The sequence below is a fragment of the Cognatilysobacter terrigena genome (genome assembly GCF_004361065.1).
Classification (GTDB): domain Bacteria; phylum Pseudomonadota; class Gammaproteobacteria; order Xanthomonadales; family Xanthomonadaceae; genus Cognatilysobacter; species Cognatilysobacter terrigena.
In genome coordinates this window covers 15890-27724 of sequence record NZ_SELT01000017.1, presented here as the reverse complement: position 1 = coordinate 27724, position 11835 = coordinate 15890, and the positions used below count along the sequence as shown (strand labels likewise).

Below are 11835 nucleotides of genomic sequence, written 5' to 3'. Positions count from 1 at the left end.
CGTGGTGACGCGTGCGCGGGGCGCGGGGTCGGTGGGCCGCAGCATCGTGCGCACTTCCTGTCGCTCGCCGGCGCGGCAGGGCGAGTCGCGCAGGGCCAGCTGTCCGTTCGCGTTGGTGCAGCGATAGATGGTGACGGGCGCCGACGACGCGGGCGATGCGGCGCCCGCTGGCGTCGCAGCGAGAGCCATCGTCAGCAGGAGCGCCGTGCGTCGCGACATGCGCGCATCTTGCGCCCGCCTGCGTGAGGGCCGCTTGCCGCCCGACGGCTGCGGTCGCCGCCGGTTCAGCGACCGCCGCTCTTCGCGAAGGACCTCGCCGGTGCGCGCGTCGCGGATCGTTGTCGGCGCGATGCGGCCGCCGGTCTCGCCGTCGCAGACGCCGTCGAGCAGCGCGATCAACGCGGCCGACAGTTCCGCGCGATGGGTGGCCGGCTGTTGCCCCGTCAGGTTCGCACTGGTCGACACCAGCGGACCGCCGAGCTTCGAACACAGCTCGGCAACGACGGGATGCGCGCTCACGCGCACCGCGATCGACCCGTGGCCGCCCGTGACCCACGACGGTGCGGCGGCGGATGCCGGCACCACCCACGTATGCGGCCCCGGCCAGCTCGCAAGCACGCGATCGCGCGTGTCGGGTTCGAGCGCGGTCCAGTCGACCACCGAGTCGAATTGCGACGCGTCGGCGCCGACGAGGATCAACCCCTTCTCCACCGGCCGACGTTTGATCGCGAGCAGTCGATGCACCGCTTCGCCGTCGAACGGAATGCAGCCGATGCCCCAGACGCCTTCGGTGGGATACGCGATCACACCGCCGCGGATGAGCACGGCGACGGCGGTGGCGATGTTGAGCGCGGTCATGGCGCCGCCTCACGCCACGCGACATCGTCGCCGTCCTGCCAGACCACCGATGCGATGCGCCAACCCGCTTCGGTGCGCACGAGATGCAGCGACTTCGCGCCTTCGCCGTCGATGCGCTGGTCGTCGCGCTGGCCCTGCTTGCGGTAGCGCGACAGCCGCGTCGCGATGCCGTCCGCGACGAAGGTGCGCGACTGCGTTTCGAACTCATGGAAGTCGACGAGCGTTCCATCGCTGAGCCAGCGACGCCGTGGCGTCAGGAACGCATCGAGCGACATGGCAGTCATGACGTCGCCATCGCGACGCACGATCACCGCGTCGTGCAGGAACAACGCCTGCGGTGAATCAAGCAGCGGCGACAACCCCTGGCGGTTGTCGAAGAGTGCATAAAACGCCGCTGCCAGCGCATCGATCGCGACGACCTCGTCGGAGGCCGTCGCGTCGTGCCGCGGCGCGGTGGTGGTCATCGCGTCAGAACGGCGCGTCGTCCGACGCGTCGACTGCGGCCGCCTTCTTCGCGACCGTCTTCTTCGTCGCCGCCTTCTTGGCTGCGGTCTTCTTCGTGGCCTTCTTCGCGGTCGACTTCTTCGCGGCGGTCTTCTTCACCGCCTTCGTCGCGGCCTTCTTCGCCGGTGCATCCGATGAGGCCTTGGTCTTCTTCGCGGCGACCTTCTTCGTCGCCTTCTTCGCGAACCGCGCGCGCATGGGCTTGCCGGTGGCTTCCAACATCTGCTGCGCTTCGACCAGCGACAGCGACGCCGGATCGCGATCCTTCGGAATGCGACCGTTCAACTTGCCGTCGGACAGGTACGGCCCGAAGCGCCCGTTGAGCACCTGCACGTCGTAGCCGTCCCACTGCTTGATGATGCGGTTGCGCGCGATTTCTTCCTTCTGCTCGATCAGCTCGACCGCGCGCTCGAAGGTGATCGCGTACGGGTCGTCTTCCTTCGCGAGCGATGCATAGGTCGAACCGCGCTTGGCGAACGCACCGAAGCGGCCGATGCCGACGGTGACCTTCTCGCCGTTGCTTTCGCCGAGATCGCGCGGCAGGCCGAACAGTTCCAGCGCGTGCTCGAGCGAGATCGAATAGATGCTCTGGCCGGGCTTGAGCGACGCGAACTGCGGCTTCTCTTCGTCCTCGCTCGTGCCGATCTGCACGAGCGGACCGAACTTGCCGATGCGCGCACTGACCGGGCGACCCGACTTGGGATCGGTGCCGAGCACGCGGACGGAACCGGCATCGGTGCGATCGATGTTGTCCTTCTTGTCGTCGACCAGCTTCTTGAACGACGACCAGAAGCGCTCCATCAACGGCACCCACTCTTCCTCGCCGCGGCTCACCGCGTCGAGCTCGTCCTCCAGCTTGGCGGTGAAGTCGTAGTCGACGTAGCGGGTGAAGTGCGCCGACAGGAACTTGCTCACCGCGCGGCCGACGTCGGTCGGACGGAAGCGGCGATTCTCGAGTTCGACGTACTTGCGCGCGAGCAGCGTGCCGATGATCGACGCATAGGTCGACGGACGCCCGATGCCGTACTCCTCCAGCGCCTTCACCAGCGATGCTTCCGAATAACGCGGCGGCGGCTCGGTGAAGTGCTGGTCCGCAACGACCTGCGCGAGCGGAATGCGATCGCCGGTCTTCATCGCCGGCAGCTTGCGGCCTTCCTCGTCGTCCTCGGCGCTCTTCGTGTCCTTGCCTTCCTCGTACACGGCGAGGAAACCCGGGTCGACCACGGTCGTGCCCGACACGCGGAACGAGTGATCGCTGCCCGCGGCGAGATCGACACTCACCGTATTCAACGTCGCCGGCACCATCTGCGATGCGACCGCGCGCTTCCAGATCAGCTCGTACAGGCGACGCTCGTCGTCCGGCAGGTATTTCGCCACCGATGCCGGCGTGCGCAGCGCGGAACTCGGACGGATCGCTTCGTGCGCTTCCTGCGCGTTCTTCGACTTGGTGGTGTAGACGTTCGGCTTGTCCGGCACGGCGCGCGTGCCGAAGTCGCGCGCGATCACGTCGCGGATCTCGACGATCGCGTCCTGCGACAGGTTCACCGAGTCGGTACGCATGTACGTGATCAGGCCGACGGTGCCTTCGCTACCGATCGGCAGACCTTCGTACAGTTTCTGCGCAACCTGCATCGTGCGACGCGTGGAGAAGCCGAGCTTGCGCGCGGCTTCCTGCTGCAGCGTCGACGTGATGAACGGCGGCGACGGACGACGCTTGCGTTCCTTGCTGGTGACGTCGGTGACCTGCAGCATGCCCTGCGCGTCGCGCTTGATGCGGTCGCGCGCGCTATGCGCGTCGGTCTCGTTCGTCAGCGTGAACTGCTCGACCTTCTTGCCGTCGAGCTTCGTCAGCTTGGCGGTGAACGGCTGCGACGGATGCGTCGCCTCGGCTTCGATCGTCCAGTACTCGCGCGCGATGAAGGCTTCAATCTCTTCCTCGCGCTCGACGATCATCCGCAACGCCGGCGACTGCACGCGACCCGCGGACAGCCCGCGCTGCACCTTGCGCCACAGCACCGGCGACAGGTTGAAACCGACGAGGTAGTCGAGCGCGCGACGCGCCTGCTGTGCGTCGACCAGCGGCTCGGCGATCGCGCGCGGCTTGGTCATCGCCTCCTTGATCGCGCGCGGGGTGATCTCGGTGAAGACCACGCGCTCGAGCGAGCGGTTCTTCAGCAGGCCGCGCTCTTTCAGGATTTCCGCGATGTGCCAGCTGATCGCCTCGCCCTCGCGGTCCGGGTCAGTCGCGAGATAGAGGTGCTCGGCACTCTTGGCGGCCTTGGCGATCGCATCGACGTGCTTCTCGTTCTTGTCGATGAGCTCGTAGCGCATCGCGAAGCCGTGGTCAGGATCGACCGCGCCTTCCTTCGGGACGAGGTCGCGGACATGGCCGTAGGAGGCGAGGACGGTGAAGTCCTTGCCGAGGTACTTGTTGATCGTCTTGGCCTTGGCAGGCGATTCGACGATGAGGAGGTTCTTGGCCATGGCGGCGCTCCGTGGGGGCGGGCGGCCCGGGGCTCCCGACGCGCGAGGGTCCGCGCGGCAGCGAGAGGACAGCGTAAAAAACCGGGGCGTGGAAGCGGCGACGCCCGCGGACGGGTCCGCGGGCGCGCTGATTCTCTATATCTAGTGTCATCACGCACCGCCCACGGCTGTCAAGCCGGGCGAGCGCGACCGGGGGTCAGTGGGCGCCCGCGCTGGCCATCGCGGCCACGAAAACGCCGATCAAAACGAAGTAGCCCACGACCGCCAGAACCGACAGCACGATGATCACCGTGGCGACCGTGCCGAGTTCCGTCCGCTGGCGCTCGGGGTGGCTCGTGAAAGCCCATTTATCGACCACGACCGTGCTGCAGATCATGTCGTGGAGCGCGCGCTTGCGGTCGGTGAAGCCGGCCATGATGTAGCCAATGCCAATTGGAATACCGGACAGCAGCAGACCGAAGTAGCGCCCAAAGCCGCGCCAGAACGAGATGTGATCGCCATGGTCGTCGGTCACCTTGATGCCGATCGCCATCTTGCCCGGGGTTGCCTGATTGGCCGAGGCGTGGAAGAACCCGAAGTAGACGGCCTGCAGCAGCAGTGGGGTCACGTACATCGCGAGGAGGCCAACGATGCCGCCCGCCGTTCCCAGTGCACCCGCCGGATCGCTCTGCAAGGCCGACATGCCGCCGAAGACGACGGCAGCGACCATCATCTGCACCAGGAAGCCGACGGCGCCGACGATGAAGGCGTCGATCCAGTACGCGGCGTAGCGCTTCCAGAAGCCCGCGTACACCACCTCGCCGTCCTGCACTGCCGCTGCATACACGTTGCCGACTGCCGCCCCGGGTGCGGCGTAAGGCGAAGCGTCGTGCGTGACACGCTGGACGACCTCGTAGGGATTGCGACCGCCGCCGTCGTCCGCCACTGCGAATGTGGCGCGAGCCGGAGCAGCAGCCCCGACCGCCACGGCGCCGGCACCGAGCACCTCCGCCATCACCTCGCGCCAGGGCTTCCATTCGGGCATGCCTTCACGCCAAACGAGGACTTCCGGCGTGAGTTGCCCGTTGTGATGGAGTTGCGCCAGATCGTCGGCAGCGACGGGACCAAGACGATTGCGCTGCGTGTCGCTGTAGTACCAGGTGCTCATGGCGTGCCGTCCGTTTCAGGCTTGCAGATGCGGTTGCGATAGCGCGCCGGCAGGTCGCCGCCGGTGCAGTCCCACTGGGTCGACGGCGGTGTCGGCTCGACGTACAGGATGGTCTTGCCGTCGATCTGCGGCTTGGGATCACGCAGCGTGATCTCGAAGCCGCAGCGGCCATCGCCGATCTGGCCGAACTTGATGTTGCCGGCGTCCTGCGCGCCGAGTTCGGACGCGTCCTGCGGGCAACGGCCCAGGCGCTGCTTCGCTTCCGCGAACTGCATCTCGATCATCTTCGCGCGCATGTCGGCCTGCTGCGCGACCTTCGAGCGGATGACGTAATCGTTGTAGGCCGGAAGCGCGATCGCCGCGAGGATGCCGATCATCGGGATCGCCAGCACGCCGACGACGATCAATGCGATCAGGCAGCCCGACATTCCGCGCTTCGGCGGCGGCGCGGCGCGATAGCCGGGTCCCGGTGCGCGGTTCGCGTAGGCCGGCGCATAGCCGGGCGACGCATTCGTCGCGTACGCGGTACCGCCTACGCCGGCGGCGGGGCCGGGCGGCAACGGCGGCGGACGGCTCGCGTCCGGCTTGACCGACAGCAGGTCCAGCTCGTCGGCGACGCGATCGAGCGGTTGCCATTCGCGCAGGCCTTCGCGCCAGACCAGCGTGTCGAGCTGGATGCGGCGGTCGCGATATCGATTACGCAGTTCGTCGGCCGTCAACGGGCCGACGCGACCCTGTCCAGGGTCGTGATAGAACCAATCCAAGGTATCCCCCGATACGTTCGCGGCCCTCCCCAGGGCCCGCGACTAATGTACCGGTTCGGGCTCGTCGTCGAACATCTGGGTCTGCATCCAGGCGTACGCCGCCTCGCTGCCGGGCTGGTTGAACAGCACCATCAGCACGACCCATTTCAGATCGTCGAGATCGATCGCGTCCTGCTCCAGCGCGAGCGCGCGGTCGAGCACGAGTTCGCGCTGGCCGGCGTCGAGCACGCCGTGCTGCTCGAGGAACATCAGGAAGCCGCGCGATTCGGCGTCGAGCTTGGTCAGCTCGGGCCCGGCGTACACCCGCACCGGCCCGTTCGCGCGCGCCGGCTGCGCCGCGGGACGCGCGCGGGCGAGCTCATCGAGCCAGTCGAAGGCCTTGTTGATTTCGGCGGGCGAGAAGCCGGCGTCGGTCAGCTCGCCGAGCAGGGCGCTGCTCTGCAGCGCATCCGGGTCGCCGGGAAGCGCGGTGTCGCCATCGAGAACGTGTTCGAAGAGGTAGAGCAGTACGTCGAGGATGTTTTCTTTCATGTCCCTCGGCCTGCGTCGCGTGCGCGACGCGGTGGGTCCGGAACCCCTTGCGCGGGACCCGCAGGGCCGACCCGAACCGTGCGACTTACGCCACCCGGAAGAACCGACCGTGCTGCTGGGCCACGCGACCCTCCAGCTCCATGACGAGCAGCATGGAGGACAGCCGGGAGGGCGTCAATCCAGTCCGCTCGATGAGCCTGTCCATATCCGTGGGGTCGAAGCCGAGCGTTTTCCACAACAGATCGTGGTCGGAGTCGTCGGTGTACGTGGGTGCGCTGGGCGACGGTTCAGCGTTCGGCAGCGCGTCGACGTCGAGCGCTAGGCGATGCGACGCGGCCTGCGCCGCGGCGGCATCGCCCAGGGCGTCGATCACGTCCATCGGGGACTGAGCCAGTGTGGCGCCGTCCCGGATCAGGCGATGGCAGCCACGCGCGAGCGGGTTACGGATCGAGCCGGGCACCGCGAACACCTCGCGACCGGCGTCGGCCGCGAGTCGCGCGGTGATCATCGCGCCCGAGCGCTCCGCGGCCTCGACGACCACGGTGCCCAGGCACAACGCCGCGAGCAGGCGATTGCGGCTCGGGAAGTGCTCCTTGCGCGGCGCGGTATCGGGCAGATGCTCGCTGACCAGTGCACCGGACTCGGCGATGCGCGCATGCAACTCGGCGTTCGATCGCGGATACACCACGTCCGGCCCGGTGCCGAGCACCGCGACGGTCGCACCGCCTGCGTCGAGCGTGGCGGCATGCGCGGCGGCGTCGATGCCCGCAGCAAGTCCGCTGCCGACCACGAAGCCGGCGTGCGCGAACGCGCGCGCGAAGTCGCCCGCGTGCTCGCGACCACCGGGCGTCGGCCCGCGACTGCCGACCACGGCGATCGCCGGTCGCCACAGCAGCGAGCTGTCGCCGTCGACGAAGAGCGCGACAGGCGGACTCGCCGCGGCGCGCATCGCAGGCGGGTAGTCCGGATCGGTCCAGCCGACGATGCGATGCGTGGGCTTGCGAACCCACGCCTCGACGGTGCTCAGCATTTCCGGCGCCGGGCGTCGCAATGCCGCGATCTGTGCAGCACTCAGCCCGCATGCGCCCCAGACGGCCGGATCACCGAGCGCCTGCGATGCCGTCCCCGCGGCTTCGAGAAGCGCACGCCGCGGTGCGAGCGGGCCGCCGGCGGCGACGAGAATGGCGAGAGCGAGCGCGTCATGCATCGACACAGCGTCGCGCCGAAACGACGACGGCGCCCTCAGGCGCCGTCGCGTGGAACTGTCGGATTTGTCCGAGCGTTACTGCGTCGCGTCCGGGTGCTTCAGCTCCTGGCCGACCGCGGTCGGGCGGATGCCGTCCATGACGAGCGCGTAGCTGACCTTCTCGAACGTGCGGAACACCATCACGTGGCTCGCGAACTCGTCCGGCAGGCGGACGTGGTCGGTGCGCGCGATGGTGTCGGCATCGCGTTCGTCGCCCATGCGCACGCGATCCGGCGTCAGGCTGCCGACGCGCCAGGTCGAGAACACCGTGCCGTTGTCGATGCCGTCGCGCGCGCCGACCGACAGTGCGACCACGTCGTGCGGACCGCCGTGGCTGATTTCATCGGCCACCGCCAGGATCTGCGCACGGCCGTATTCGAACTGCGCCTTCGGCGGGTGCGGGAAGAACTGCAGGTCGTACTCCTGCGCCGCGACCGGGATGAGGCGATCGCCGACACGCACTTCCCGGCCGTTGCCGTCGAGCACGAGCGTGGCGGTGTCGACGCCACCACCGGCGGCGCGGCTGACCGTGCCCGTGGCGAGCTGGCGCAGCTCGTAACCCAGCTCCTCGCTGCCCTTGTCCGGCAGCACGGCGGACGTCCAGTAGTTCTCGAAGTCGATCACGTGATCGCCGCGGAAATCCAGGTCGTCCTTGTGCATGAGGTCGCAGCAGGCGGTGCGGTCGAGATGCGTGTAGCGCACCGTCGGGCGCACCACGGCCCAGCGCTGGCCGGGCTGCGCGTCGACGCCGGTGATGTAGACGACCTGCTGGCCGACGGCGCGCAGGTGATCTTCCTCGACGCCCACCACGTACGGCATGTTGTCGACGCGGTCGACGACACGGAGGTTCTTGAGGAACGGCTCCACTTCCGCCAGCGGCACGCCGGTGAGCGGCGCCTCGGTGCGCGGACCCGGCTGCACGGCCACGCGGTCGAGATAGGCGAGCGAGATCACGTCACCCGGATAGATCAGGTGCGGGTTGCGGATCTGCGGGTTCGCCTGCCAGATCTCCGGCCACAGCCACGGCTTCTTGAGGAAGCGGCCGGCAATGTCCCAGAGCGTGTCACCGCGCTTGACGGTGTAGGTGTCCGGATGGTCCGCCGATACAGCTGCGGCGGCAACGGTCAGCAGCGCGGCAGCAGCCACCGCGCGGAAAGTCTTCATCATGGCCATGGACCTGATTCCCCAGCAGGCGGAGCCCCTTCCTTGAAGGGCGCTGGCACTATAGCCCACGCCGCCTCGACGGATGCAATGCCCGCAGGGCGGTAGAATGTGCTCCCGTCCTGCGGTTGTGACGGTGACCCCCATTTCCCGCGCGTCGATTTCATGAACGCGCCGCGATCGCCCGAACCGCCGGCGACGCCCCGGACTCCGCCATGGCCATTCTCGACATCCTCGAATTCCCCGATCCCCGCCTTCGCACGGTCGCCAAGCCCGTCGAGCCGGCCGAGGTCACCTCGCCCGCATTCCAGAAGCGCCTCGACGACATGTTCGAGACCATGTACGAGGCGCCCGGCATCGGCCTCGCCGCCAGCCAGGTCGACGTGCACCAGCGTTTCATGGTGATCGACGTGTCCGAGGACCGCTCGCAACCGCTCGTGTTCGTGAACCCGGAGATCCTCGAGCGCGAGGGCGAGCAGGTCTACCAGGAAGGCTGCCTGTCGGTGCCGGACATCTTCGCCGACGTCACCCGCGCGAACCTCATCAAGGTGCGTGCGATCGGCCGCGACGGCCAGTCGTTCGAGATGCAGGCCGATGGCCTGCTCGCGGTCTGCATCCAGCACGAGATGGACCACCTCGCCGGCAAGCTGTTCGTCGACTACCTGTCGCCGCTCAAGCGCGAGATGGTCCGCAAGAAGCTCGCCAAGCGTAAGCGCGCCTGACGACGCATGGCCGCGTCGCGCTGACCCGCGGCGTGCACCGGGACTCGTTCGCGCGCATCGACGCGCACATTCGCCGTAGCGCGACCGTCGCGCGGCGCTCGCTATCCTCCGCCGTCCTTCGACTTCGCCGATCCGCATGAGAATCGTCTTCGCCGGCACGCCCGAGTTCGCCGTTCCCTGCCTGCGCGCCGCCGCGCAGCGCGGCGAAGTCGTCGCGGTCTACACGCAGCCCGATCGTCCGGCGGGCCGCGGCCGCGGGCTCGCGCCGTCGCCGGTCAAGAAGGAAGCGCTCCTGCGCGGCATTCCGGTGCTGCAGCCGGAGAACTTCAAGGCGCAGGTCTCGAAGGACGCGCTGCGTGCGCTGCAGCCGGACGTGATGATCGTCGTCGCCTACGGCCTGATCCTGCCGCAGTCGGTGCTCGACATCCCGCAGTACGGATGCTGGAACGTGCATGCCTCGCTGCTGCCGCGCTGGCGTGGCGCCGCGCCGATCCAGCGTGCGATCGAAGCCGGCGACACGGAAACCGGCATCTGCCTCATGCAGATGGAGAAGGGCCTCGACACCGGCCCGGTGCTGCTGTCGCAGTCGCTGCCGATCGGCGCCGACGAAACCGGCGGCCAGTTGCACGATCGCCTTGCCGAACTCGGTGCACAGGTGCTGCGTGACGGCATCGGCCTGTTGCGTGCCGGCATCCGTCCGGTGCCGCAGCGGCAGCCGGGGGTCGGCGTCACCTACGCGCACAAGCTCGACAAGAGCGAAGCGCGCCTCGACTGGTCGCAGCCGGCGCGCTTCCTCGCGAACAAGGTGCGCGCGTTCAATCCGTGGCCCATGGCCGAAGCCGTGATCGCCGGCGAACGCGTGCGCGTGCACGGCGCCGTCGCGATCGACGACACGTCGAACGCCGCGCCCGGCACGCTGCTGCGCGCGGGTCGCGAGGGCCTCGACATCGCCTGCGGCGACGGCGCGTTGCGCGTGCGCGTGCTGCAGCGCGAAGGCGGGCGTGCGATCACCGTCGCCGATTTCCTCAACGCGCGGCAGGACCTGCGCGTCGCCTGACGCGTGCCGATGGCCGCACGCGAGCATGCGTCGACGAATGCGCCCGGCATCGCGCCACGCTTGGCGGCGGCGCGTGTGCTCGACGCCGTGCTGCATCGTCATCGTTCGCTGCGTGCCGAACTCGGCCCCGCCTTGTCGACGCTCGCCGATCCGCGCGATCGTGCGCTGACCGAAGCCATCGTGCTCGCGGTGCTGCGCGCACCGTCGCGCTATGCGGCCGCGCTCGATGCATGGATGCCGAAACCGTTGCCACGCCGCGACGGCGCCGTGCGGGCATTGCTGATGGTCGGCCTCGCGCAGCTCGATCCACTCGCGCTTCCGGCGCACGCAGCGGTGGCGTCGACGGTCGACGCGATGCGCGCAAGTGGGCAGGCGCATCGCGCCGGCCTGGCGAATGCGCTGCTGCGCCGCGCGCAGCGCGACGGTGTTCCGATGGCGGATGCACGCGCACACTGGCCCGGCTGGCTGCGCGCGCGCATCGAAGCCGATTGGCCCGGTGATGTCGACGCGATCTTCGACGCGAGCACGCACGCGCCGCCGATGTGGCTTCGCGTCAATCGGCAAAGGATCACGCGCGACGACTACCTCGCGCGCCTCGCCGAAGTCGGCATCGAAGCGCTCGCCGACGACGTGCTGCCCGACGCGTTGCGCTTGGCACATGCCGTGCCCGTGTCGACGTTGCCGGGCTTCGACGACGGCCTCGTCACCGTCCAGGACGCCTCGGCGCAGGCGGTCGCGGACGCGCTCGCGCCAAAGAGCGGTGCGCGCGCGCTCGATGCCTGCGCTGCACCTGGCGGCAAGACCACGCACCTGCTCGAGCGCGATCCGTCGCTCGCAATGACCGCGATCGATGTCGACGCCGCGCGTCTCGCGCAGGTCGAGAAGGCTATGAATCGGCTCGGCTTCGGCGATCGCGCGCGGCTGATTGCCGCGGACGCAGCGGACGTCGCCACGTGGTGGGACGGCACGCCGTTCGATGCCGTGCTGCTCGACGCACCGTGCTCCGCGACCGGCATCGTCCGCCGCCAGCCCGACGTCGTGCTGCACCGTCGCGAAAGCGATCTCGATGCGCTGGTCGCGCTGCAGGCCAAGCTGCTCGACGCGTTGTGGACGACCGTGGCGCCCGGCGGCGTGCTGCTCTACGCCACCTGCTCGATCCTGCGCGACGAGAACGAGCGCCAGGTCGACGCGTTTCTCGCGCGCACGCCGGACGCTGTCGCCGAGCCGCTGGATGCGCGCTTCGGTCGCGAGAGCGGCGTCGGTCGGCAGGTGCTGCCGGGCGAGCGCGGTCGCGACGGCTTCTTCTACGCGCGCCTCGTCAAACGCTGACGGCGCGCAGCCGCGCCGCCCGTATCATCGGC

The 11835-nt window shown here is 68.8% G+C and carries 10 protein-coding genes and 1 pseudogene; 3 read left to right on the top strand and 8 right to left on the bottom strand.

Annotated elements, in window-relative coordinates; all coding sequences use genetic code 11:
- Positions 1 to 300 precede the first annotated feature (300 nt).
- The 8 genes and pseudogenes from tsaC to EVS83_RS10625 all read right to left on the bottom strand — a co-directional run.
- Positions 301 to 858, bottom strand: a pseudogene (gene tsaC / locus EVS83_RS15660) (L-threonylcarbamoyladenylate synthase type 1 TsaC); the annotation flags it as partial.
- Complete coding sequence (locus EVS83_RS10655) at positions 855 to 1322, bottom strand: DUF4440 domain-containing protein (RefSeq protein ID WP_133501030.1); 468 nt, start codon at positions 1320 to 1322, stop codon at positions 855 to 857. The gene EVS83_RS10655 and the pseudogene tsaC, both read right to left, overlap by 4 nt.
- A gap of 4 nt (positions 1323 to 1326) precedes the next feature.
- Positions 1327 to 3846 carry a DNA topoisomerase I gene (locus tag EVS83_RS10650; RefSeq protein WP_133501029.1) on the bottom strand — a complete coding sequence of 840 codons (2520 nt, stop codon included), beginning with the start codon at positions 3844 to 3846 and terminating at the stop codon, positions 1327 to 1329.
- A 196-nt stretch (positions 3847 to 4042) separates the two neighbouring features.
- Complete coding sequence (locus tag EVS83_RS10645) at positions 4043 to 4993, bottom strand: RDD family protein (RefSeq protein WP_133501028.1); 951 nt, start codon at positions 4991 to 4993, stop codon at positions 4043 to 4045.
- Positions 4990 to 5757, bottom strand: a complete 768-nt coding sequence (locus EVS83_RS10640) for a GYF domain-containing protein (protein WP_166636879.1) — start codon at positions 5755 to 5757, stop codon at positions 4990 to 4992. Before EVS83_RS10640 ends, EVS83_RS10645 begins: the two co-directional genes overlap by 4 nt.
- A gap of 42 nt (positions 5758 to 5799) precedes the next feature.
- Positions 5800 to 6288 (bottom strand): DUF494 family protein, encoded by a 489-nt coding sequence (locus EVS83_RS10635; RefSeq protein WP_133501026.1) that lies wholly within the window; start codon positions 6286 to 6288, stop codon positions 5800 to 5802.
- 85 nt (positions 6289 to 6373) lie between these two features.
- The gene (gene dprA / locus EVS83_RS10630) at positions 6374 to 7495 is read right to left on the bottom strand and encodes a DNA-processing protein DprA (RefSeq protein ID WP_133501025.1); all 1122 of its coding nucleotides are present in this window, start codon (positions 7493 to 7495) and stop codon (positions 6374 to 6376) included.
- 75 nt (positions 7496 to 7570) lie between these two features.
- Entirely contained in the window at positions 7571 to 8701 is a 1131-nt protein-coding gene (locus EVS83_RS10625) for a LysM peptidoglycan-binding domain-containing protein (protein ID WP_133501024.1), read from the bottom strand.
- A gap of 209 nt (positions 8702 to 8910) precedes the next feature.
- Here EVS83_RS10625 and def point away from each other — a divergent pair, with 209 nt between their 5' ends.
- The 3 genes from def (at position 8911) to rsmB (ending at position 11803) form a co-directional block, all read left to right on the top strand.
- Positions 8911 to 9417 carry a peptide deformylase gene (def, locus tag EVS83_RS10620; RefSeq protein ID WP_133501023.1) on the top strand — a complete coding sequence of 169 codons (507 nt, stop codon included), beginning with the start codon at positions 8911 to 8913 and terminating at the stop codon, positions 9415 to 9417.
- Between the two features lie 136 nt (positions 9418 to 9553).
- A complete protein-coding gene (gene fmt / locus EVS83_RS10615) occupies positions 9554 to 10474 on the top strand; it encodes a methionyl-tRNA formyltransferase (protein ID WP_133501022.1) in 921 nt (306 codons plus the stop codon).
- Between the two features lie 9 nt (positions 10475 to 10483).
- Positions 10484 to 11803 carry a 16S rRNA (cytosine(967)-C(5))-methyltransferase RsmB gene (rsmB, locus tag EVS83_RS10610; RefSeq protein ID WP_133501021.1) on the top strand — a complete coding sequence of 440 codons (1320 nt, stop codon included), beginning with the start codon at positions 10484 to 10486 and terminating at the stop codon, positions 11801 to 11803.
- The last annotated feature ends 32 nt before the right edge of the window (positions 11804 to 11835 follow it).

Bases quoted from the DNA above. Each gene is read 5' to 3' on its own strand.
- EVS83_RS10655 (WP_133501030.1), bottom strand. From the start codon at position 1,322: ATGACCACCACCGCGCCGCGGCACGACGCGACGGCCTCCGACGAGGTC.
- EVS83_RS10650 (WP_133501029.1), bottom strand. From the start codon at position 3,846: ATGGCCAAGAACCTCCTCATCGTCGAATCGCCTGCCAAGGCCAAGACG.
- EVS83_RS10645 (WP_133501028.1), bottom strand. From the start codon at position 4,993: ATGAGCACCTGGTACTACAGCGACACGCAGCGCAATCGTCTTGGTCCC.
- EVS83_RS10635 (WP_133501026.1), bottom strand. From the start codon at position 6,288: ATGAAAGAAAACATCCTCGACGTACTGCTCTACCTCTTCGAACACGTT.
- dprA (WP_133501025.1), bottom strand. From the start codon at position 7,495: ATGCATGACGCGCTCGCTCTCGCCATTCTCGTCGCCGCCGGCGGCCCG.
- EVS83_RS10625 (WP_133501024.1), bottom strand. From the start codon at position 8,701: ATGATGAAGACTTTCCGCGCGGTGGCTGCTGCCGCGCTGCTGACCGTT.
- def (WP_133501023.1), top strand. From the start codon at position 8,911: ATGGCCATTCTCGACATCCTCGAATTCCCCGATCCCCGCCTTCGCACG.
- fmt (WP_133501022.1), top strand. From the start codon at position 9,554: ATGAGAATCGTCTTCGCCGGCACGCCCGAGTTCGCCGTTCCCTGCCTG.
- rsmB (WP_133501021.1), top strand. From the start codon at position 10,484: ATGGCCGCACGCGAGCATGCGTCGACGAATGCGCCCGGCATCGCGCCA.